The organism is Parabacteroides sp. PH5-46 (genome assembly GCF_029892785.1).
Lineage (GTDB): Bacteria > Bacteroidota > Bacteroidia > Bacteroidales > Tannerellaceae > DFXE01.
On record NZ_JARXXA010000003.1, the window covers coordinates 271366 to 295089 of the forward strand.

Sequence of the window (23724 nt, forward strand, 5' to 3'; positions counted from 1 at the left end):
AAAGACCGGATTAATGAGTTTTCTCACCCATCCGGTCTTTCGAGATTGAGTCTATATATTTTAGATCTATTCTACGACCATCATTTTGTCGCCTACCGACATTTTGTCTGTTTCGTTGATGTAGACTTCTTTTACGATGCCGTCGATGGGGCTGCGTATCTCGTTTTCCATCTTCATGGCTACCAGTACGCAGAGGGGGTCTCCGGCTTTTACTTCGTCTCCTGCTTTTACGTAGACTTTCAGGATTACGCCCGGCATCTGGGCGGCTATCACCTGGCGTCCGGCGGCTACTGTTTTGGTGCGTGCCATGCGCATTTTCTTCAGCTCGTCTATTACGCTGATCTGGAACAGGTCGCCTTTGTTTTTTACCTCGTATGCGGAGTCGCCTACGCTTGATATCTGTACCCCATGCGAGCGGTTGTTCAGGATAATAGAATAGATGGTGTCTCCGCCCAGGTTGTAGTCTACTTCATAAATCTCGCCATTTACGGATATCTTCTTGATGGGGCCGTCTTCCAGAATTTCTACTTTAAATTCGGTGTCCGGCATATCGTTTACTGTTGCAAAATAAGTTGCTAATGCTTTTGCCATCGTGTTGTCCTCCTTTTATTAAAAATTATTTGCCGACATCTGTAGCTTGCCATAGTGTTTCCATAAGGATTCTCCTACCAAGGGGACTGTCGTAGCGCGGGCTGCGGCTTCTTTTTCTCCTTCAAAATGCTTGATGGCTGCTGCTATGACAGCTACCGTAGGATCAGAGTTTTGCCTCCGGTTCAGCTCTTCTTTGTCGAATTTCGTATCAATAAAGGTCGTATCATAATTGCCTTTCAGGAAGGTTTTATTATGTAATACGCTCAGGTGGAAGGGGATCGTTGTTTTGATACCCAGTATCTTGTATTCACGCAAGGCACGAACCATGTTCGAGATGGCCGACTCGCGATTGCGCCCCCAGGAGCAGAGTTTGGCGATCATCGGGTCGTAATGCAGGGATACTTCAAAGCCTGCGTAGGCGGCGCTGTCGAGCCGCACGTTACGTCCTTCCGGCGCCTCGCGCACCCGGATAATGCCCGGCGAAGGCATGAAGTTGTTGGCCGGGTCTTCGGCATAGATGCGGCACTCGATGGCGGCTCCCCTGAACTCGATGTCTTCCTGCTTGTAGGGCAGGCGGCTGCCCGAGGCTACCAGTATCATGTCACGCACAAGATCTACACCTGTACATTCTTCTGTTACAGGGTGTTCTACCTGCAAGCGGGTATTCATCTCCAGGAAGTAGAAGTTCTGGTCTTTATCCATCATAAACTCCAGGGTTCCGGCGCTGTAATAGCCTATTTTCTTACAGGCTTCTACCGATATGGCCAGCATTTTCCGGCGGGTTTCTTCCTTCACAAAGGGCGAAGGCGACTCTTCGATTACCTTCTGATTCCTTCGCTGGATCGAGCATTCGCGCTCGTAGAGGTGGATTACATTGCCGTATTTGTCACCCAATACCTGCACTTCTATATGGTGCGGATTTTCGATGTATTTCTCGATATACACCGAGTCGTTTCCAAAGGAGTTGGCCGCTTCAGAACGGGACATACGGAAGGCCGCGTCGAGGTCTTTCTCTTCGCGCACCAACCGCATGCCCTTTCCTCCGCCTCCGGCTGCTGCCTTCAGCATAATCGGATAACCTATCTCATTTGCCAATGTTCTTACTTCTTCCAGGTCGGTAACAGGGTCTTCCGTGCCGGGAACGACCGGTACACCCGCTGCTTTCATAATCTTCCGGGCTTCCGTTTTCAACCCCATTTTGGCGATTACGTCGGCGCTGGGACCTATGAAATTGATGCCTTCTTCTTCGCAGCGACGGGCAAAGTCCGCATTTTCAGACAAAAAGCCATAGCCCGGATGGATAGCCGCTCCGGTTTTCTTGGCTATTTCCAGAATCAAATCGGGTTTCAGATAAGATGTATCTTCTTCATTTTCAGAGATACAATACGCCTCTTCCGCATATCGTACATGCAAGGCGCCACGGTCTACATGGGTATAAATGGCCACTGTAGGTATCTTCATTACGCGGCAAGTGCGAAATATACGCATCGCAATCTCCCCACGATTAGCTACTAATACTTTCTTTATCATAATGGTAAATTTGAGTGTTTTTTGGGGGGATTGGATTGGCGTTTGTTGGCCAATAGTTCGAAGCTGCGGATCAGGCGGGGGCGGGTAGAGGAGGGTTCGATGATCTCGTCTACGTAGCCCAGTTCGGCAGCCCGGTAGGGGTTGGCAAACTTTTCCCGGTAATCGTCTTGCAGTTCTTTGCGTTTGGCTTCCGGATCTTTTGCCGTGCTTATCTCTTTGCGGAACAAGATATTAACGGCTCCGTCGGCACCCATCACGGCAATCTCGGCCGTAGGGTAGGCAAAGTTGATATCCCCCCGGATATGCTTGGAACTCATCACATCATAAGCCCCTCCGTATGCCTTGCGGGTAATGACCGTAACCTTGGGTACTGTAGCTTCGCAATAGGCGTAGAGCAGCTTGGCGCCGTGCCGGATGATGCCGTCGTACTCCTGGTTTACGCCGGGCAGGAAGCCGGGTACATCCACGTATGTGAGCAAGGGGATGTTGAAGGCATCGCAGAAACGAACAAAGCGGGCGGCCTTTACCGAGGCGTTTATATCCAAGGTTCCCGCCAGGGCGGCCGGTTGGTTGGCTACTACACCGATGGTCTTGCCATTCAAGCGGATATAGCCTATCACAATGTTTTTTGCGTATTCTTCCTGCACTTCAAAGAAGTTGTGGTCGTCTGCCACAGAAGTGATCAGGTCTTTGATGTCGTATGGCTGGTTGGGATTGGTGGGTATCAGCTCATTGAGTGAGTCATCGATGCGGTTGGGACTGTCTGTTGTAGGAACAAACGGAGGCTCTTCCATATTATTATTCGGCAGGAAAGAGACCAGTTCCCGTATCTTCAGGATGCAGTCTATATCGTTATCAGCCGAGAAATGAGCCACGCCCGAGCGTTCCGTATGTATCTCCGAGCCTCCCAGCTCGTTTTTTGTCACGTCTTCCTGTGTCACACTCTTCACTACATCAGGCCCTGTGATAAACATATAGCTGCTTTCTTTTACCATAAAGATAAAGTCGGTGAGGGCAGGGGAGTAGACGGCTCCTCCGGCACAGGGGCCCATAATGGCGCTGATCTGCGGAATCACCCCCGAAGCCAGCGAGTTACGAAGGAATATGTCCGCGTATCCCGCCAGCGAACGTACGCCCTCCTGTATGCGTGCCCCTCCCGAGTCGTTCAGCCCGATAACGGGCGCTCCGAGCTGCATCGCCATATCCATAATCTTACATATCTTCCGGGCGTAGGTTTCCGACAAAGCTCCGCCAAAAACTGTAAAGTCTTGAGCGAAAACAAATACCGTACGTTTCCCGATAATACCATATCCTGTCACCACACCGTCGCCCAAGGGACGCTGTTTTTCCAGTCCGAAGTCATAACATTGATGGGTTACAAACTTGTCTACTTCTACAAAAGTTCCTTTTTCCAGTAGTAATTCGATCCGTTCCCTGGCGGTTAGTTTTCCCGCCGTATGTTGCTTGTCAATCCGGGCTTCTCCGCCCCCGAGTTCTGCCTGTTGATTTAAGGCATTTAATTGTGCAATCTTCTCTTTCATGGTACATTTACACTTTTACAGGTTTCCGATAAATATAATAGATCTATATAATAATAACAATTGAAACTGCATAGAGTTCATCTATTTACGTATAAATTTTATCTATTTCACTGTATTCCGTTTCGGATGCTTTTTCTGCTACATCCAATCGAAATAGGAAAAGCCATCTGTTTTCTTTTTGCTGAATCAGACATTATTTTCTGTTATAAGTACGTCTAAAAATATTTAGAGGTAGGTGTAAATCAATTTACAGGTAGGTGTAAATTTATTTAGAGGTACGTCTAAATTCATTTACACGTACCTCTAAATAAAAAGTAGACAAGATATAATGCTTAAATCTTGCGTCTAGCCTTCAAAATGGATAGTAAGAAATATTTTTTTTAGTGCATTATTTTTTGCAAGCAAATAGTTAGTTAAATTTGGGTATTTTTAAATCTTTGACGTTAAAATAGCTTTAGGGTTCGTCATTTTGTTAAGAAGATACGGTTTATTTGTTTTCGGTAGCGATTTTGACCCCTTAATATGTGCTGTTATTATATTGTTAAAAAAAAATGCATATTGTAATTTTTCTTATATTTGTTTACTTTTCTATGATATATTAGGAAAGTATAATGGGAAATTTAGGTTGTTGTAGTTATGGTGTTGAAGGGTGATACAATTCTTTATACTGGCGATAAGCAAATACGATTTGACGAAATCTATGTAAATAATTTTTATCGTTTACATCGTTTTGCCAAAGAATATGTTTTGTTTGATGAAGATGCGGAAAATATTGTACAAGACGTGTTTATGACCCTATGGGAAAAGCGGGATATCCTGGATGTACAACTTAGTATTACTACTTATCTCTTCTCCTTAGTTAAGAATAAATGTATAGACCATATACGCCGTAAAGCTGTTGCCGAAGAATATAAACAAGAACTGAATTTAAAATTAAAGTCACTGGAAGATATAAACCATGCCTTTGCTTCTCAAGAGGATATAGAACGATTTATAACCGATGCCATTAGTAAATTGCCGGATCGTTGTCGGGAGATATTTATCAAAAGCCGTTTTGAAGGAAAAAAATATCGTGAAATAGCTGATGAAATGAACCTATCCGTCAATACGGTTGAAAACCAAATGTCTATAGCACTCAAGAAGTTACGTGTTGAACTAAAAGATTTCCTACCTATCTTATTATTTTTTATAATTAGTTAAATAGTGTTTAATTTTTAGTTGCTCTTGGTGGTAAAGTTTTATTAAAACGCTCTACCATTAAAACAATAGACAGGAAATGCACGAACTGATAGAGAAATACTTTAACGGAAGTATTACATACCATGAGAAACAAGAACTATTCTTGTTGATAGAAAGAAATGCCGAATTGAAGGAGGAATTTATTTCCTTACAGAATCTTTATGGTATGTCGTCTTTACAGTTTAGGGAAAATGATCGCTCCGCTGCTTTTACCAAGCTAAAGGAATTCAAACAAAAACGTTCCAGAAAGTCATTTGTTCGTTCTTTAAAGCGTGTGGCAGGATATGCTGCAGCTATTTGTATAGCTATTCTCTCTACCTGGCTGATCATGCGGGAAACGATGATGGAAGAAACACCCCAACTGGCTTTTTATGAAGAATTTGTGACACCTGCCGGGCAACGTGCCATGCTGAAATTGCACGACGGGACTACTGTTTGGCTGAATGCCCGTTCGTCATTGCGCTATCCGAACGTTTTTATTAATGGCGAACGGAAAGTAGAGTTGAATGGTGAAGCCTTTTTCGATGTAAAACATGATGAAAACACCCCCTTTGTTGTAGCTACTGAAAAACTGGATATAAAGGTGTTAGGTACTCAGTTTAATGTAACAGCTTATCATGGGCGAAACGAATTTAACGCCTCGCTGATGGAAGGCTCTATAAAGGTATATAACAAAGGAAACGAGCAAAATGCCTTGTTTATAGCGCCTAAGGAATGTGCCGAATTGGTAAATAATCAGTTGGTTAAAAGGTCGTTTGATAATTTTGATTTTCTATTATGGAAGGAAGGTATCTATGCTTTTGATGATATCACATTTACAGAAATCATCCGGAGGCTGGAACTGTATTACGATGTAACGATCAATGTAGCAAACAGAAAGGTGAGTACGTATAGGTTTACCGGAAAATTCCGTCAGCGGGATGGGGTAGAGAGTGCGTTACGAACTTTGCAGAAAGTGTATTATTTCAAATTCACAAAAGATGAAGAGAATAATATTATAACAATTATATAGAGAAAACGAAAATAATCTGATCTTGATGTATAACCTTTCAACAATTTAATGCCTATGATGTAGATTGAAAAAGAAAAACCGGCAAGTGTTGCCGCACTCACCGGTTAAGTGCTAACACAAAATTACAATGAATTAAGTATTAACAAGAAAACGATGCAAAGTTATGAAAAAAGAACCTTTGTCCAATCTTTTATTATTTCAAAATTGCTATGTAAAGAAATTTTTGAATATTATGAGAATTTCAACGTTCCTTCTTTTTCTTTGTATTTTCACGTCTTTTGCTGAAAAAACCAGTTCACAAAACGCTCGTGTCAATATTAACGGAAACAATTTAACGATTGGTGAATTTATCAATCAGGTGGAAAAACAGACAGACTATTTGTTTGTTTACAGTAAAAACGAACTGAATGTAGACGACGTATTGGCGCTGCGTTCAGGGGATAAATCCGTATCTCAGTGTCTGACTGAGGCTTTTAAAGATACAAATGTTAAATATGTATTTGAAAATGACTACATTGTATTAACAAAAAACGTGGTTTCATCAGTCACACAGCAGGGAAAAGTTATCTCCGGAACTGTAGTAGACAATTTAGGTGAACCGGTTATTGGTGCCAACGTAGTTGTAAAAGGTACTACCATTGGTACAGTGACTGATTTTGACGGTAAATATACCCTGAGTGGTGTGCCTGCCGATGCTGTTCTGCAGATCTCGTATATCGGATATCACACAAGGGAGGTTGCTGTAGGAACGCAGACAGTAATTAATGTTACTCTGGCTGAAGACTCTCAGGCTCTGGACGAAGTAGTGGTAGTAGGTTACGGTACGATGCGTAAATCGGATGTAACAGGTTCTATCTCTGTAACAAAAGGGGATGATATCATTAAAGCACAGAACTTTAACCCGCTGGATGCTCTTAGGGGCAAGGCTGCCGGTGTTAATATCTTCTCTAACTCAAGCCAACCGGGTGCTTATGGTAACCGTGTCGTTATTCGTGGAGCCTCTACTATCCTGGCATCTAATGAGCCATTGTATATAGTGGATGGTGTGGCTATGACTGACTTCCACATGGTTAACCCGAATGATATTGAAAGTATCGAAGTGTTGAAAGATGCTTCTTCGGCAGCTATTTATGGTGCCAGAGGTGCGAATGGTGTAATCCTTGTTACCACCAAAAGAGGTAACAAAGGCCAGGGAGCAGTAGTAAGCTACCAGGGCTCGGTGAGTGTAAATTCGGCAGCCCGCTATATGGAAACGTTGAATGCTCAGGAATGGACAGATACCTTTATGAAAGGTCTTGAAAATGAGAACAAATGGCACGATATGAACTGGTCGATGAACCGTGCAGACTGGTTTACAGACCGTGATTTCTTTGATGCAAACGGTAATCCTCTGTATGATACAGACTGGCAGAGAGAAGCTACCCGCACAACGCTTTCGCACAATCATCAGTTGAATATCCAACAGGGGGGGCAAAACTCATCCATGGGTGCTTTCCTGAACTATTCAGATCAACAAGGTATTGTAAACAACACCTATACCAAACGTTTGAACGCTAAATTCGCATATGATGCAAAGCCGCTTTCATGGTTGTCTACAGCTGTAAACTTAATGGTAAACCACGCTTGGGGACGCTACACTCCGGAATCGGGTGGGGGACAGGATGCTCGTCGTACGATGATTGAAATGTTGCCTTGGTTGCCGATCCGTGACAAGAATGGTGTTTATACTACCTCTTCTACATCAAGCATGAATGATGTGTTTGGTTTTGAAGGTATGTCGAATCCGGTGATGATTCTCGACCTGCAAAAGCGCATGAAATATAATACCCAGATCTTTGGTAATGCCGCCTTGACATTCCATTTGATGGATGGTTTAGACCTGAAGACCCAGTTTGGTATTGATGCTCACTTTAAGCCTACTAAAGCCTATTCTTCTATCACGTTGAACAACATTTCTATGCCGAACGGATGGGCTGAAAGAGAACACGAAGAGTCTATTTACTGGCAGGAAGAAACATTCCTTACTTATAATAAAGTATTTGGTGTTCATCGTTTTAACGCTATGGCCGGTCTTTCATGGATGGAATACACCAAACATTGGGACAAATCACGCACTGAAGGATTCTCTGATGACTTTTATGAGTATTACGAGATGGAAGTAGGTACTTCCCCAAAAGCTCCCGAATCATCTTGGGATCGTTGGAGAATGAACTCTTACTTCTTGCGTTTAGCCTATACGTATGATGATAGATATTCTGCTACTGTAACAGGACGTTATGATGGTTCTTCCAAGTTTGGGGAAAACAATAAATATGCATTCTTCCCTTCTGCCGGTTTGGCATGGAGCGCTAAAAACGAAGATTTCCTGATCGACAATCCAACCATCAGTAACTTGAAAGTTCATACCAGTTACGGTATGACCGGTAACTCTGAAATTGGTGTTTACAAATCGCTGGCAGGTGTTGAAGCAAATACAAGCTTGCTGAATGGTGTACGTGCTCCGTTCTCTTGGGTTAATTCCTTGGCAAATCCTGATTTGAAATGGGAAAAGACCGGTATGTGGGACTTTGGTGTTGATTTGGGCTTCTTCAATCAACGATTGACTTTTGACCTGTCATATTACAATAAGAAAACAACCGATTTGTTGCTGGAACAACCGCTTCCGCGTTCTACCGGATTTAAGAATGTTACCCGTAATATCGGATCTGTAAGAAACCAGGGCTTTGATATCATGATCAGTGGTAGACCGGTGCAAACCAAAGACTTCACTTGGACATCTACATTGAGTGCCAACTACAACAAAAACGAAGTGTTGGCTCTGGGTGAAAATGACGAAGATATCTATACCAATAGCTGGGTAGGAGGTGCCGAAGGTGTGATCCGTGTAGGTCAGCCGTTGAACAGTTTCTATGGCTATAGGAGATATGGTGTATACACTACGGAAGACTTCCAGGCAGGAAAGTGTGAAAAGAAACAGATCGGCCGCGCCAAACGTTCGGAAGAAAAAGAAATCTTAGGTAAAGGTATGCCGGATTGGTCAGGTAGCTTTGTAAATACATTCAACTACAAGAACTTTGACCTGACGGTAGACTTCCAGTTCGTATTAGGTGTTGAAACCATGCAACAGTTCTATCACTCAACTTATGACCGTTTTGGTATCACAAACGGTTTGACAGACATCTTGTATGATGCATACGACGGAACTAACCCCAATACGATGCAGCAGGCTGTGTATCTGATGAATACAGGGCATGCTGGACAGGATACTACTGTAGATTCATCTTGGGTAGTAGACGGTTCATACCTTCGTCTGAATATGCTTCAATTGGGTTATACATTAACTTCTCAGCAAGCGAAGTCTCTTCGATTGGCAGGATTGCGTTTTTATCTGAGTGCCAACAATCTATTCCTGATTACTTCAAGTGATTTTAAAGGATATGATCCTGAAAGTACTTCACAGATAGGTAATGCAAACGAGATAAACGTGAAATTTGGTCAGAATATGACCTTCTTCTCATACCCAAGAGCCCGGACTTTTACTTTAGGTGTTAATGTAACGTTTTAATTAACTTAATAAAGAGTAGAAATATGAAAAAAATAATATATTCGTTTGTTTGTGCTGCTTTATTGTTAGGCACTACAGCTTGCGACAGCTTTTTGGAAGAAAATCCGAAAGATAAATTAACTGCCGGATCGTATTATCAAACGGAAGCCCAGGCTACAGCCAACGTAAACCGTTTGTACTGGCGGGGAGTTATTGAGCGTTATGCGAATGCCGGTAGCGCTTATCTGGGGCCGAAAGCATCTCTTCCTGGTATGCTGACCGGTTATTTTATCAATAGTTATGAAGGACAGGAAATCGTTTGTAAGTATTCGCGGGAATTGACACGTCAGAATTACTCCAGCAACCTTGCCGGAACAGTAAATGACATGTGGGATCCTTGCTTTGAAGCTATCAATATAGCGAATGGTGCGATTAAACATATTCCGGAAATAGCCATGTCGGATGCTTCTAAGAATAAGTTAGTAGGCGAAGCTAAATTTTTCCGCGCCTTTAACTATTTTTACCTGATCAAGACGTTTGGCGATGTTCCTCTGTCTACAGAGCCTTATGAATCATTGGAGAACTTATATTTGGAGCGTACTTCGGTAGCTACTATCTATGAGCTGATCGAATCAGATCTGAAATCGGCTGTTGATGCTTTACCGGCAGTTGTATTTTCTAACGGACATCGCGTAACTAAGTATGCGGCAGCTATGTTGCTTTCTACTGTATATTTCCAGCAAGGTAAATATGCGGATGCAGCTGCGTATTCTAAGATTGTGATTGATTCTCCTCACCAATTGGCAACCAATAGTGATTTGGCGAAGAATAGCGCTTTCAACAAACTGCGTACTACAGATGATCTGGACGAAGCTATCTATGCTGTTGAGTTTGATGACAATATCCGTAAAAGTGACTGGTGGCCTACTTACTCCTTTAACTCAGGTGCTACAGCTATATTCAATAAGTATTCTATTTTTGAAAGAGTATATGGTCCGATAGATCGTTATCTGAATGTTTACACAGACGACGACTTGCGTATCCAGCCAAACCAATTCTTCCATTGGGAATATACAAACCCAATAACAGGTGCAGAGTGGAAGTCTGACCTGGCAGGCTGTTGGTATTACTTCGACGAAGAAGCAATGCTGAATACAGGTAACGGAACGAAAGACTGGAATATTTTCCGCTATGCAGAAGCTTTATTAGTTGCTGCCGAGTCTATCGCTCAAAGCTCAGGCGTAACAGCTGAAGCTGCCGGTTACCTGGCGCAGATTAAAGCACGTGCAGATATGAATGGTAAGACAGTAGGTCAATATACTTCTGAATTGCAGGCTTTGTCAAAAGATGCCTTTATACAGGAATGCTGGACAGAACGTTTGCGCGAATTCCCGTTAGAGTTTAAGATTTGGGACGACTGTGTGCGTACAGGTAAATTCCCAGTAATCTCTGAAACGGAAAAAGGTAAAGTATCATACGTTAATTTGATTGGCGCTCAGAATGCTTCCGGTGCTACGTTCAAAGATACAGATTTGTTGTGGCCTATCTCTGTAGACGAATTACAACGTAATAAGAGTCTGACACAGAATCCAGGTTATAAGACAGAATAATTAATGCACAATGAAATAGTGTAATTTATATGAAGAACGTCTGGAGGCGATGAGCCTTCAGGCGTTTTTTTTATTGAATTTTGAGAATTTTGATTTCTGTATGGGTAATAGTTTTTGTTACTTTGCAGATTGAATAAAAATCTGTTTTATTAAAATTTTAGATCATGAAAAAAATGAATATCCGGAATTTACTGGTTATATCTTTTCTATTTTTCATTGGGATCTCATTGTCTGCCAAAGAAGGAGCTTTTGATCCCGTAGAATATGTGAACCCGCTGATGGGTACACAGTCTACGTTTGAATTATCTACAGGTAATACCTATCCTGCCGTTGCTCGTCCCTGGGGGATGAACTTCTGGACTCCTCAGACCGGGAAGATGGGAAACGGATGGGCGTATGTATATACCGCAAATAAAATAAGAGGGTTTAAACAGACACACCAACCAAGTCCCTGGATCAACGATTACGGGCAGTTTTCTATTATGCCTGTCGTAGGAAAACCAGTGTTTGACGAAGATCAGCGGGCCAGTTGGTTTTCACATAAAGGTGAGGTGTCAAAGCCTTATTATTATAAAGTATATCTGGCGGAGCATGATGTGGTAACGGAAGTTACACCTACAGATCGTGCCGCTATGTTTCGTTTTACGTTCCCGGAAGAGGAGCATTCATATGTAGTAGTGGATGCCTTCGACAGAGGTTCGTATATTAAAATTCAGCCAGAGAAGAACAGAGTTATCGGTTATACAACGCGTAACAGTGGCGGTGTGCCGGATAATTTCAAGAACTATTTTATTGTTGAGTTCGATAAACCTTTTGTGTATGAGATAGTAGTGGCTGATTCTGTATTGAATGAGAATATAAAAGAAAAGCAGGCCGGGCATACCGGAGCTATTATCGGTTTTAAAACGAGTAAGGGAGAAATAGTTCATGCAAAGGTAGCTTCCTCATTTATCAGCTTTGAACAAGCCGAGCTGAACATGAAAGAATTAGGCAATGACGGCTTCGATACGTTAATGGCAAAAGGCAAAGCTGCCTGGAACGAAGTGCTTGGCAAGATAGAAGTAGAAGGAGGTAATCTGGATCAGTATCGTACGTTCTACTCTTGCATGTATCGCTCGTTGTTGTTCCCTCGTAAATTGTATGAGTATGATGCCAACGGAAACGTTGTGCATTACAGTCCGTATAACGGACAGGTATTGCCGGGCTTTATGTATACGGATACCGGTTTCTGGGATACCTTCCGTTGCTTGTTCCCCTTTTTGAATCTGATGTTCCCATCTGTAAACAAGGAGATACAGGAAGGATTGATCAATACCTATAAAGAAAGTAATTTCTTCCCCGAATGGGCAAGCCCCGGACATCGCAACTGTATGGTAGGTAACAACTCAGCCTCTGTATTGGTAGATGCCTATATGAAAGGAGTAAAGGTTGATGATCTGGAAACCTTGTACAAAGGGTTGATACACGGAAGCGAAAATGTACATCCTAAGGTGCATTCTACCGGACGTTGGGGACATGAATATTACAACAAACTAGGCTATGTTCCTTACGATGTGAAGATCAATGAAAATACAGCTCGCACGCTTGAATACGCGTATGCCGACTGGTGCATCTATACCCTTGCCAAAGAGCTGAAGCGTCCTAAAAAAGAGATTGAACTGTATGCCAAACGGGCGATGAACTACAAGAATGTGTTCGACAAAGAATCGAGCCTGATGCGTGGACGCAACGAAAACGGTACCTTCCAGTCACCTTTTTCTCCGCTGAAATGGGGAGATGCTTTCACCGAAGGAAATAGCTGGCACTATAGCTGGTCGGTATTCCATGACCCGCAGGGATTAATTGATCTGATGGGCGGCAAGAAAAGCTTTGTAAAGATGCTCGACTCCGTGTTTATCGTTCCTCCTTTGTATGATGACAGTTACTACGGATTCCCTATCCACGAGATCGTAGAGATGACAGTGATGAACATGGGTAACTACGCGCATGGAAACCAACCTATCCAGCACATGATTTACATGTATAATTATGCCGGAGAGCCCTGGAAAGCCCAATACTGGCTGCGCGAGGTAATGAACCGCATGTACACGCCAACGCCCGATGGCTATTGTGGCGATGAAGATAACGGGCAGACCTCTGCTTGGTACGTCTTCTCTGCTTTGGGATTCTATCCGGTCTGTCCCGGTTCCGGTGAGTATGTAATGGGAGCTCCTTTGTTCAAGAAAGCTACTTTGAAGTTTGAAAACGGAAAGGAACTGGTGATCAATGCTCCGGAGAACAATGCCCAAAATATTTACATCGAGTCTATGTCGCTTAACGGACAGAATACAACGAAAAATTACCTGAAACATAGCGACCTTATGAAGGGTGGCGAACTAAAGGTGAAAATGTGCGACAAACCAAATATGAACAGAGGGATACATGCTGAAGACTTCCCTTATTCGTTCTCGGTAAATGGAACTATTAAAAAGTAGTCTTATGCAACTAAAAGCAGCTTTGGCAGGTATTGGCTTGGCTTTATTCATGCAATCGTGCATGCAGGGAGGAACTTCTTCCGATAAAGAAGCTGTAGATTATGTGAATACGCGTATCGGGAATATTAGTCATATGCTGATGCCCACGTATCCTACGGTGCAGCTGCCTAATAGTATGATGCGTGTTTTCCCTACGCGTCAGGATTATGCGGTAGACCGGCTGAATGGCCTTCCTATGATGGTAACTAACCATCGCAGACAAGCCGGATTGAACCTGATCCCGTATCAGGGAGACGAAAGCGGTATCAAAAAAGGTATAACCCTAAGTTACGATAGGGAGCAGATCAGTCCGTATCGCTACCGGGTGTATCTGGATGAGTTGAATGTGGCAGTAGATTATGCCCCTTCTCATCAGAGCGCAGTTTATCATCTAACGTTTGAAAATAGCGGAGCGCCTTACCTGCTCTTTTCGTGCAATAATATAGGGCGCTTTGATAGTGAAGGCAATGTAATTAGCGGCTTTCAGCGGCTCAATGACAAAGCTACCTTGTATTTTTACGCAGAGACAGACGTTACTCCGGTAAAAGCCGGAGTAGCGGGTGCCGAATTGGAGGACAGTAATTACGGAACAGTCAGAGGTCATAACCCTGTACTGGCTCTGGGATATCCGGAAGGTACACCGCGTGTGGCTATGCGTTATGGCGTTTCCTATATCAGCACCGAGCAGGCCAAAAAGAACCTGGAACGTGAAATTGCAGGCTTTGAGGTGGATCCGGTTGCCAAGGCCGGGCGTGTCAAGTGGAACGAAGCGCTAGGAAAAATAAAGGTGAAAGGAGGAACGGAAGACGAGAAAACGGTCTTTTATACCTCTTTGTATCGTTGTTTTGAACGTCCCGTTTGTATAAGCGAAGACGGCAAGTATTATAGCGCCTACGACGGGAAGGTGCACGACGACAATGGGCGTGCCTTCTATGTTGACGATTGGATTTGGGATACCTACCGTGCCACTCATCCGCTCAGGGTTTTGATCGATCAGGAATTGGAAAGCGATGTTATCCAGTCTTACCTGTTAATGGCTGAACAGAAGGGGAACAATTGGTTGCCAACCTTCCCGGAAGTAACTGGTGATGCGCATTGTATGAATTCCAATCATGGAGTGGCAATGATAATAGATGCCTACAAAAAAGGATTGCGCGGCTTTGAACTGGAAAAAGCCTACGAAGCATGCAAAGCAGCTCTTGAAAGCAAATCACTGATCCCCTGGGTAGAAATACCGGCAGGAGAACTAGATGTTTTCTACAAGGAGAAAGGCTATTTCCCGGCCTTACGCCCCGGAGAAGCCGAAACGGTTAAAGGAGTACATTCCTGGGAGAAGCGTCAGCCGATTGCAGTAACCTTGGGGACGGCTTACGACCATTGGTGTCTGTCCTTAATTGCTCGCGAATTAGGTAAGACAGAAGAGGCTGATTACTATCTGCGTACCTCGTACAACTACCGGAATGTTTTTAATTCGGAAACAGGCTTTTTTCATCCGAAAGATGCCAACGGAAACTTCATAGAAAACATTGATTACCGGATCTCAGGCGGTCCGGGTGCACGTGAGTATTACGATGAAAACAATGCCTATATCTACCGTTGGGACGTGCAGCATAATATTGGCGACCTGATATCATTGACAGGTGGTAAGCAGGCATTTATCGACGGCTTGGAAGATATGTTTAATACGCCTTACGGTATGCCTCGCTGGGAGTTCTACAATACATTGCCCGATCATACAGGAAATGTAGGTATGTTCTCTATGGCCAACGAGCCCTGCTTACATATCCCATATCTGTACAACTACGCCGGGCAGCCGTGGAAGACACAAAAACGTATCCGCACATTGCTTGATCAATGGTTCCGCAACGACCTGATGGGTGTTCCCGGTGACGAAGACGGCGGAGGCATGACTGCCTTTGTAGTATTCAGCCAGATGGGATTCTATCCGGTTACGCCAGGTTCGCCCACATATAATATAGGTAGCCCCTCGTTTCCGTATGTAAAAGTGGATTTGGGTAATGGAAAATCTTTCGAGATCAAAGCAAACAATGCTTCGCCGGAAAATAAATACATCCAGTCTGCCAAGCTGAACGGAAAGACATTAAACCAAGCTTGGTTTGGTCATAACGAGTTGGCAAACGGAGGCACCCTGGAACTTGAAATGGGCCCCATAGCCAACAAGGAATGGGGAAAAGAAACACCTCCTCCTTCGGCCGAATCTATTGATTAGTGAGCATTTATAGGACGTGAGCAAATATAAATAGCTCACGAGGTATTTATTTTTACTCACGAGACAAAATAAATAGGAGGTAAGCGTGCAACGTTTACCTCCTATTGTTCGTAATAATATGTAGAAACAAAAAATATAGAGATCATGAATAAGAAAAATTACTTTTTAATTGTTTGTGTTTTTTTGCTTACCGCTACATATTCATCTGTTTATGCGGCTAAGGAAAAAGGGAACGGGATATTAGTTACTAAAGAAATACAAGTAGACGATTTCAACAGTATACGGATGGGTCCCGGAATAGAATGTAACAGTAAGTTTTTCAACAGAAGCTCGTACGAGAATCCGGTATTTAATTATGAGCAATCTTCCGGCAAAGCTACTTTATCCATCACGATTGACGAGAATCTGTTTCCCTTGCTGAAGATAAATACATCGGGCAATGAATTATCTATTGAAACTTCAAGAGGGACATCTATAAACCCCAGTAAATTAGAAATAAAAGGCTCTTCAAAAAACCTTCGGAAGGTATCTGTTTCCGGTTGTGTGGATTTGGTTTTTACAAATAAGTTTGAGGCAGATCTGCTGAATATTCAGATAAGTGGAGCCTGTGACGTAAGAATGAATAAGCAGGCACGTATCGGACAATTAGAGATACGTATCAGCGGCGCCGGCGATCTGGTGGCAGATAATCTTGTATGTAAGGAAGTAGATATAAATGTAAGTGGCGCCGGGGATATAACCATGAAAGGTGAAGCAGACAATGCCCAATTCACCGTAACAGGTGCCGGAGATATTAAAGCATACGATTTTATAGTAAAAGACCTGGTATGTAGAGTGTCCGGAAGCGGAGATGTAAAAGCAAATGCCAGCGGCACCTTGGATGCATCCGTATCCGGAACGGGCGACATCTTGTATAAAGGTTCAGCCAGAGCTAATACGCGTATCACAGGCTTTGGAGATATCCGGAAAATGGGCGACTGATCCTCCCGAAAATCCTTTTCATATTTTCCTAGCGTATATATGGAATATTTGTTTATTTTTGTTCGATTTTAATAAGTAAACAGATATAAACTATACGATAAATAAAATATGAAAGGGATTGTTCTTGCAGGTGGTTCGGGAACCCGCCTATATCCGATCACACGAGGCATATCAAAGCAATTATTGCCTATTTATGATAAACCGATGGTGTATTATCCCGTGTCGGTTTTAATGCTGGCAGGTATTCGGGATATCCTGATTATTTCAACTCCGCAGGATTTACCTGGTTTTAAACGACTGCTGGGAGATGGCTCCGACCTGGGCGTAAGGTTCGAGTATGCAGAACAACCTTCTCCCGACGGATTGGCTCAGGCCTTTATTATCGGAGCAGATTTTATCGGTGACGATTCGGCATGCTTGGTATTAGGAGATAATATCTTTTACGGGCAGAGTTTTACCGCTATGCTGAAAGATGCCGTTCAGACAGCTGAAGAAGACAAAAAAGCCACTGTTTTTGGTTATTACGTGAATGATCCGGAGCGTTATGGAGTGGCTGAATTTGATGCTACAGGCAATGTGTTGAGCATTGAAGAAAAACCACAATCCCCCAAATCCAACTATGCAGTAGTAGGTCTTTATTTCTATCCCAACAAAGTAATAGAAGTAGCCAAACGAATAAAGCCTTCCCCCAGAGGCGAACTGGAAATAACAACTGTTAACCAGGAATTTCTGAAAGACAAAGAATTGAAAGTAAAACTGCTGGGTCGCGGTTTTGCCTGGCTTGATACCGGTACACATGATTCGCTGTCGGAAGCCTCTACTTTCGTAGAAGTAATAGAGAAAAGACAAGGCCTGAAAATCGCCTGTCTGGAAGAAATAGCCTACAGAAATAAATGGATTACAGATGAAAAACTAACAAAATTAATCGTTCCGATGTCAAAAAATCAATATGGGCAATATCTTAATAAATTGTTGACTAAAAAAGAGTAACAGTACATAATGAACCAATTTATTAACGATTGAGCCTATTAATTTATAATGTTAAAAAACTATTTTTGAAAACGATTTTGACTTTTAACTGTTATATAAAAGAATAGCGATTTGAGAGCTTGACTGGTAATGCCGAAAAGATACAATTTTTTATATAAAAGGTATTGAAGTCGTTTTGATTTAAATTTAGATTAGGCTAAACATTTTAAAGATTTTACTTGTTATAATGGAAAAAAGAGTTAATTTTGCCTCAAGTTTAGCCGTTCTAATAAAGAAATATTAGGTGAAATGATTGTTTAATTAAAATGTTGATGAATATGAAAACAAAATTTTTGACTTTAGCGTTGTTATCATGCTTTGTTATTTCTGTTTCCGCGCAGGAATATCAACCGCAGATTGGTTTCAGCACTGAAACTGGAGCTAAAACCAACTTCAAAAAGAACAAATTTGGAGATAACTGGTTTATCTCACTGGCTGGTGCCGGAACAATGTTTTTTGGGGATGATAATAATGATGCGGATTTTATTGACCGTGTTACTATTGTTCCTCAGATTTCAGTAGGAAAATGGTTTAATCCTTATTTCGCAATGCGTGTTCAAGGAACAGGCGGCGCTTTACATGGTTATGAAAACAGAGGCGGATCTGGTCTGTATATGCAGCACAATTATTTTGCCGGAGGTCATTTGGACTTTATGTGGGATATCACTAACTATTGGGCTCCTTACCGTGAGTCTAAAGTATTCCGCTTTATTCCTTGGATCGGTTTGGGTTATTCTCAACGCTGGAGCAAAGATGAGCAAAACATCCCAAGAACAGAATCTCCTACAGTAAACGCAGGTATCTTGACAGCTTTCCGTTTAGGAAAACGTGTAGATCTTAATGTGGAAGTTCAAGGAATGCTTTTGAACGAAGATTACAACCGCGTTTATAAGAGAAAACTTTCTGATGGTATCGTTCAGGTGTCTGCTGGTTTGACATTCAAACTGGGTAAAACAGACTTCGAAGTTATCGAACCTATGGATTATGCATTGTTGAATGACTTGAACAGTCAGATCAACTCACTTCGTGCAGAAAACGAAGAATTGGGCAAACGTCCGAAATCTTGTCCTGATTGTCCTGAAGTAGTTCCTACAAAGATTGTGAACAACTATGCTGAAAATGTAGTTTACTTCCGTCTTAACAGTTCTAAGGTTGACAAGAATCAGCAAATTAATATCTACAATACTGCAGAATTTGTAAAAGAAAACAATCTGCCTGTAAGAGTTATAGGTTATGCTGATAAAGGTACCGGTACTTCTTCTTACAACATGGGTCTTTCTGAAAAACGTGCGAAAGCCGTAGCTAAAGAATTGATCGAAAAATACGGTATCAACTCTAACCAGATTTCTATTGAGTATAAAGGTTCTGACGAACAACCATACAAAGAAAATAACTGGAACCGTGTAGTTATTATGACTGCTGAAGGTAAATAAAAACATATACCCTATATTAAAAGACTGCAATTCTGTTGCAGTCTTTTTTTTGCTCAAAAATATTACTTATTTTTGTGGCGTTTAAATGAGCATGGAATTAATAAAGAAACGCGGAGACTTGATCCAATGGTTGGTTGGGGTGGGAGATTTAATTGTTTTAAATCTTTTGTTCTTTGCAGTATACGTAGGATTGGGTGATTATTATCTCTCTTCCATTACACCTAAAATGAGAGAAATAGTACTTCTGCTTAATTTCTGCTATTTCTTTGCTCTTTATTTTGTCCCGATCCAATTACATCTCTCTGTTGTATTTTTGGATAAGATCGTACAACGTGCGATTGTACTGATCACTTTCTTTATTTTTCTCTTCGCTACCTGCCTGGTGTTTCTTAATGTTGGAGATACATTGGCTACTTTCCTGCTAGTTTATTACGGTGTAACATTGGTTGTGTTTTCACTCTGGCGTGTTATTGTACGTGTTATATTGAAAATGTATCGCCGGAAAGGCTATAACTTTAAACAGGTTATTATTATCGGAGCCGGTAAGAACGGTATGGAGTTGTATCGTTTGATGAAGGATGAACTGGCTTATGGCTTTATTGTTGTTGGTTTTTTTGATGATAACGAGGCCTTAAAAGAGGTACTTCCTAATTATATCGGCAAGACAGATGAAGTATATGACTTTGTAGGCAAGCATGATATAGATGAAATATATTGTACTCTGCCGGGAACACAGGATGAAAAGATGCTGAAACTCCTGAACTTTTCGGAAAAAAACATGATACGGTTTTATATCGTACCGGAATTTTACAGGAATGTGAAGAAGAGTCTGGTGATGGACATGATGGAATCTATCCCTTTATTATCCGTCAGAAGAGAACCTCTTCAGTCTGCATATAATCGTGCACTTAAGCGGAGCTTTGATATTGTATTCTCTTCGATTGTTCTGGTTACGGTTTATCCTGTTTTATATGTGATTTTGGGAATACTTATAAAGATAAGCTCTCCCGGACCTGTTTTCTTTAAGCAAAAGCGAACTGGTATTTATGGGCAGGAGTTTGAATGTTATAAGTTCCGGACGATGAGAGTTAATCCGGATGCGGATACCATGCAGGCGCTTAAGGATGATCCGCGCAAAACACGTTTGGGAGACTTCCTCAGAAAAACAAACCTGGATGAATTTCCTCAATTCATAAATGTATTAAAAGGAGATATGTCGGTAGTAGGCCCTCGTCCTCACATGCTTAAACATACGGAACAGTATTCAGCACTTATCGATAAATACATGGTTCGACACTTGGTTAAACCCGGAGTAACGGGATGGGCGCAAGTAACAGGCTACAGAGGTGAGACCAAAACCTTAGAGCAAATGGAAGGACGTGTAAAAAGAGATGTATGGTATATTGAAAACTGGTCGTTTGTTTTAGATCTGAAAATCATTGTTGTAACCATCCTTAATATGTTTAAAGGTGAAAGAAACGCCTATTAATTCTTAAATAATTGCACACTTTTCTCCTGTTTGTGTAATCCTAATTCTTTTTTATATTATATTTGTAGCCAATGGGAAGGATTATAGCCATAGATTATGGACGAAAACGTTCCGGGCTTGCTGTCACGGATACATTACAATTGATAGCAACCGGACTTACTACAGTTCCGAGTGGAGAACTCGTGAAGTTTTTAACTGATTATGTATCCCGCGAAGCTGTCGAACTGTTTGTGGTAGGACTTCCCAAGCAAATGAACAATGAAGAATCTGAGAATATGAAGTATGTAGAAGCTTTTGTTACTCACCTTAAGCGTACAATTCCCAATATTCCGGTTCAGTATTATGACGAACGTTTTACATCTGTTTTGGCGCAGAGAGCAATGATTGATGGTGGACTAAAAAAGAAGAAGAGACAAGATAAGGCATTGGTAGATGAGATAAGTGCTGTTATTATATTACAATCCTATTTAGAAAATAAGAAAATAAATCAATTATAATTTTATGATATTACCTATATATTTATACGGGCAAGCCGTATTGAGAAAGGAAACGGAAGAAGTGCCTAAAGACTACTCAGGATTGAAGGAGTTGGTAGCAAATATGTTTGAAACCATGTATCACGCAGACGGTGTTGGGCTGGCTGCACCACAGGTAGGTTTGTCTATCCGTTTATTTGTTGTTGATGGTGATGTAATGGGAGATGATTTTCCTGAATGTAGAGGCTTTAAACGTGCGATGATTAATCCGGTTATTGTAGAACGCAGTGAAGAAGAAATCGCATTGGAAGAAGGCTGCCTGAGTATTCCGGGCATTCATGAGAAGGTATCCCGTCCGGCAAAAATACGCATAAAGTATATGGATGAAGATTTTGTAGAACATGAAGAAACCATTGATGGTTTCGCAGCCCGTATTGTGCAACATGAGTATGAGCATCTGGAGGGACACGTGTTTATCGACAATATTTCTCCCATCCGTAAACAGCTCAATAAAGGCAAGTTGAATACTATTATAAAAGGTACAGCAAATTGTTCCTACAGAGTAAAAGCTGTAGGGAAATGATAATCCTATAAATCAATCATTATGACAGGTTTAGAAAAAAACATCCAAGCTCTGAGAGAACGGAAAGCCGTTGTAGAAAAAGGAGGAGGAGAAGCAGCCATTGAAAAACAAGTCGCAATGGGTAAACTTACGGCTCGTGAACGTATATTATCCTTATTAGATCCCCATTCTTTTAATGAGTATGACATGTTTGTGAAGCATGCAGGACATGATTTTGGAATGGAGAAAAAAGACTTCCCAGGCGACGGGGTAGTAACCGGTACTGGTACCATTTTTGGAGCTCCGGTATGTATTTACGCGCAGGATTTTACGGTAGCAGGAGGCTCTTTAGGTCTGCAACATGCCCGTAAGATCACCAAAATCATGGATCATGCGTTGAAAATGAAGTGTCCGATTATCGGTATCAACGACTCAGGTGGAGCCCGTATACAGGAAGGGGTACAAGCTTTGGCAGGATATGGCGAAATCTTTTATCGCAATACCATTGCTTCGGGCGTTATACCTCAGATATCGCTTATCCTGGGTCCGTGTGCCGGAGGAGCGGTTTATTCGCCGGCTCTTACAGACTTTGTGTTCGTTGTTGAGAATATCTCGAAGATGTTCATCACCGGTCCGAACGTAATTAAAACGGTATTGGGCGAAGATATATCCATGGAAGATCTGGGTGGAGCACGTATCCATGCCGAAATTACAGGAAATGCCCATTTCTATGCCATAAGTGAACAGGAGTGTTTTGATCAGATCAAACGTTTGGTTAGCTTCATTCCCTGGAATAATACAAAGAAGGCGAAATCAATAGAACCTAAGGAGCCTAGTACTCTGTTAAATATAGGAAACATCATCCCATCTGATCCGAAGTTGCCTTACGATGTTCGCGATGTAATTAAATGTATCGTTGACGATTCGGACTTCCTGGAAGTACAAGAGTTGTGGGCTGCTAATATCGTTATCGGTTTCGGACGTATGGCGGGAAATACTGTCGGCTTTGTAGCCAACCAGCCAATGGTTTTGGCCGGAGTATTAGATTGTGATAGTTCAGACAAGGCTGCCCGCTTTATCCGCTTCTGTGATTCGTTTAACATTCCGATTATAACGTTGGAAGATATGCCTGGTTACTTACCTGGTGTAGATCAGGAACATGCCGGTGTAATCCGTCATGGTGCCAAAGTATTGTATGCTTATTCAGAGGCAACTGTTCCGAAGATTACTGTTATTTTGCGAAAAGCTTATGGTGGAGGTTACATTGCAATGAACTCAAGGCATTTAGGTGCCGACTTTATGTTTGCCTGGCCAACAGCTGAAATTGCGGTGATGGGTCCGGAAGGAGCTGCCAATATCATTTTCCGGAAGGAAATCATGGAAGCCGAAGATCAGGATGCGATGCGTCAGCAGAAGGTGAAAGAGTATATTGAGAAGTTTGCCAATCCGTACGTAGCAGCCTCCAAAGGTTTCATCGATTCTGTTATCGAACCTACGGAAACTCGCTCCTTACTGCTTCATGCGCTGGAACTATCAGCTTTGAAAGAAGAATACAGACCCGCTAAAAAACATGGATTACCTCCATTCTGATCGCATATGGAAACAAAAGATGTAGAATTGGTTGATTTTGTTGTTACAGCCCGTAAATACAAAACGTTACTAACCAATAAATATAAGAACCGTCCGATTTGGCATAAACCATGCGCCGGAGAGGTTATTTCCAACCTGCCGGGAACCATTGTGGATATAGAAGTGAAAAAAGGACAAGAGGTGAAAGAAGGAGATCTGTTACTGATACTCGAAGCGATGAAAATGCTCAACAGAGTAGTTTCTCCGGTATCAGGAATAGTAGAGGATATCTATGTGCAGAAAGGGGACAAGATAAGTAAAGATCATTTGATGATAAAAATAGACCCAAAGTAAGATAAAATAATTATTTTTGCC

At 42.0% G+C, this 23724-nt stretch carries 17 protein-coding genes; 14 read left to right on the top strand and 3 right to left on the bottom strand.

The genetic code is table 11. The features are described from left to right. Positions 1-66: 66 nt before the first annotated feature. The 3 genes from M2470_RS04570 to M2470_RS04580 are packed head-to-tail and all read right to left on the bottom strand — an operon-like array spanning position 67 to position 3662. On the bottom strand, positions 67-591 hold the full coding sequence (locus tag M2470_RS04570; protein WP_280743733.1) for a DUF2118 domain-containing protein: 525 nt from the start codon (positions 589-591) through the stop codon (positions 67-69). A gap of 18 nt (positions 592-609) precedes the next feature. Next, positions 610-2121 carry an acetyl-CoA carboxylase biotin carboxylase subunit gene (gene accC, locus M2470_RS04575; RefSeq protein WP_280743732.1) on the bottom strand — a complete coding sequence of 504 codons (1512 nt, stop codon included), beginning with the start codon at positions 2119-2121 and terminating at the stop codon, positions 610-612. Beyond that, entirely contained in the window at positions 2118-3662 is a 1545-nt protein-coding gene (locus M2470_RS04580; protein WP_280743731.1) for an acyl-CoA carboxylase subunit beta, read from the bottom strand. Before M2470_RS04580 ends, accC begins: the two co-directional genes overlap by 4 nt. Positions 3663-4298: 636 nt before the next feature. Here M2470_RS04580 and M2470_RS04585 point away from each other — a divergent pair. The 14 genes from M2470_RS04585 (at position 4299) to M2470_RS04650 (ending at position 23703) form a co-directional block, all read left to right on the top strand. Then, positions 4299-4862: an RNA polymerase sigma-70 factor gene (locus M2470_RS04585; RefSeq protein WP_280743730.1), complete on the top strand. Its 564-nt coding sequence runs from the start codon at positions 4299-4301 to the stop codon at positions 4860-4862. Positions 4863-4938: 76 nt separating this feature from the next. After that, positions 4939-5913 (top strand): FecR domain-containing protein, encoded by a 975-nt coding sequence (locus M2470_RS04590; protein WP_280743729.1) that lies wholly within the window; start codon positions 4939-4941, stop codon positions 5911-5913. A gap of 232 nt (positions 5914-6145) precedes the next feature. Beyond that, positions 6146-9478, top strand: a complete 3333-nt coding sequence (locus M2470_RS04595; RefSeq protein ID WP_280743728.1) for a TonB-dependent receptor — start codon at positions 6146-6148, stop codon at positions 9476-9478. A gap of 23 nt (positions 9479-9501) precedes the next feature. Next, positions 9502-11067, top strand: a complete 1566-nt coding sequence (locus M2470_RS04600) for a RagB/SusD family nutrient uptake outer membrane protein (protein ID WP_280743727.1) — start codon at positions 9502-9504, stop codon at positions 11065-11067. Between the two features lie 164 nt (positions 11068-11231). Next, entirely contained in the window at positions 11232-13541 is a 2310-nt protein-coding gene (locus M2470_RS04605) for a GH92 family glycosyl hydrolase (RefSeq protein WP_280743726.1), read from the top strand. 49 nt (positions 13542-13590) lie between these two features. Beyond that, complete coding sequence (locus M2470_RS04610; protein WP_280743941.1) at positions 13591-15810, top strand: GH92 family glycosyl hydrolase; 2220 nt, start codon at positions 13591-13593, stop codon at positions 15808-15810. A gap of 144 nt (positions 15811-15954) precedes the next feature. Next, on the top strand, positions 15955-16791 hold the full coding sequence (locus tag M2470_RS04615) for a head GIN domain-containing protein (RefSeq protein ID WP_280743725.1): 837 nt from the start codon (positions 15955-15957) through the stop codon (positions 16789-16791). Between the two features lie 108 nt (positions 16792-16899). Next, positions 16900-17781, top strand: a complete 882-nt coding sequence (rfbA, locus tag M2470_RS04620) for a glucose-1-phosphate thymidylyltransferase RfbA (protein WP_280743724.1) — start codon at positions 16900-16902, stop codon at positions 17779-17781. A 317-nt stretch (positions 17782-18098) separates the two neighbouring features. Next, positions 18099-19253: an OmpA family protein gene (locus tag M2470_RS04625; protein ID WP_280743723.1), complete on the top strand. Its 1155-nt coding sequence runs from the start codon at positions 18099-18101 to the stop codon at positions 19251-19253. A gap of 91 nt (positions 19254-19344) precedes the next feature. Continuing rightward, on the top strand, positions 19345-20742 hold the full coding sequence (locus M2470_RS04630) for an undecaprenyl-phosphate glucose phosphotransferase (RefSeq protein ID WP_280743722.1): 1398 nt from the start codon (positions 19345-19347) through the stop codon (positions 20740-20742). Positions 20743-20813: 71 nt separating this feature from the next. Next, positions 20814-21239, top strand: a complete 426-nt coding sequence (gene ruvX, locus M2470_RS04635) for a Holliday junction resolvase RuvX (RefSeq protein WP_280743721.1) — start codon at positions 20814-20816, stop codon at positions 21237-21239. A gap of 4 nt (positions 21240-21243) precedes the next feature. Beyond that, on the top strand, positions 21244-21801 hold the full coding sequence (gene def, locus M2470_RS04640) for a peptide deformylase (protein ID WP_280743720.1): 558 nt from the start codon (positions 21244-21246) through the stop codon (positions 21799-21801). A 21-nt stretch (positions 21802-21822) separates the two neighbouring features. Further along, a complete protein-coding gene (locus M2470_RS04645) occupies positions 21823-23370 on the top strand; it encodes an acyl-CoA carboxylase subunit beta (RefSeq protein WP_280743719.1) in 1548 nt (515 codons plus the stop codon). A gap of 6 nt (positions 23371-23376) precedes the next feature. Then, positions 23377-23703 (top strand): biotin/lipoyl-containing protein, encoded by a 327-nt coding sequence (locus tag M2470_RS04650; protein ID WP_280743718.1) that lies wholly within the window; start codon positions 23377-23379, stop codon positions 23701-23703. Positions 23704-23724: the final 21 nt, after the last annotated feature.

Bases quoted from the DNA above. Each gene is read 5' to 3' on its own strand.
- M2470_RS04570 (WP_280743733.1), bottom strand. From the start codon at position 591: ATGGCAAAAGCATTAGCAACTTATTTTGCAACAGTAAACGATATGCCG.
- accC (WP_280743732.1), bottom strand. From the start codon at position 2,121: ATGATAAAGAAAGTATTAGTAGCTAATCGTGGGGAGATTGCGATGCGT.
- M2470_RS04580 (WP_280743731.1), bottom strand. From the start codon at position 3,662: ATGAAAGAGAAGATTGCACAATTAAATGCCTTAAATCAACAGGCAGAA.
- M2470_RS04585 (WP_280743730.1), top strand. From the start codon at position 4,299: ATGGTGTTGAAGGGTGATACAATTCTTTATACTGGCGATAAGCAAATA.
- M2470_RS04590 (WP_280743729.1), top strand. From the start codon at position 4,939: ATGCACGAACTGATAGAGAAATACTTTAACGGAAGTATTACATACCAT.
- M2470_RS04595 (WP_280743728.1), top strand. From the start codon at position 6,146: ATGAGAATTTCAACGTTCCTTCTTTTTCTTTGTATTTTCACGTCTTTT.
- M2470_RS04600 (WP_280743727.1), top strand. From the start codon at position 9,502: ATGAAAAAAATAATATATTCGTTTGTTTGTGCTGCTTTATTGTTAGGC.
- M2470_RS04605 (WP_280743726.1), top strand. From the start codon at position 11,232: ATGAAAAAAATGAATATCCGGAATTTACTGGTTATATCTTTTCTATTT.
- M2470_RS04610 (WP_280743941.1), top strand. From the start codon at position 13,591: ATGCAATCGTGCATGCAGGGAGGAACTTCTTCCGATAAAGAAGCTGTA.
- M2470_RS04615 (WP_280743725.1), top strand. From the start codon at position 15,955: ATGAATAAGAAAAATTACTTTTTAATTGTTTGTGTTTTTTTGCTTACC.
- rfbA (WP_280743724.1), top strand. From the start codon at position 16,900: ATGAAAGGGATTGTTCTTGCAGGTGGTTCGGGAACCCGCCTATATCCG.
- M2470_RS04625 (WP_280743723.1), top strand. From the start codon at position 18,099: ATGAAAACAAAATTTTTGACTTTAGCGTTGTTATCATGCTTTGTTATT.
- M2470_RS04630 (WP_280743722.1), top strand. From the start codon at position 19,345: ATGGAATTAATAAAGAAACGCGGAGACTTGATCCAATGGTTGGTTGGG.
- ruvX (WP_280743721.1), top strand. From the start codon at position 20,814: ATGGGAAGGATTATAGCCATAGATTATGGACGAAAACGTTCCGGGCTT.
- def (WP_280743720.1), top strand. From the start codon at position 21,244: ATGATATTACCTATATATTTATACGGGCAAGCCGTATTGAGAAAGGAA.
- M2470_RS04645 (WP_280743719.1), top strand. From the start codon at position 21,823: ATGACAGGTTTAGAAAAAAACATCCAAGCTCTGAGAGAACGGAAAGCC.
- M2470_RS04650 (WP_280743718.1), top strand. From the start codon at position 23,377: ATGGAAACAAAAGATGTAGAATTGGTTGATTTTGTTGTTACAGCCCGT.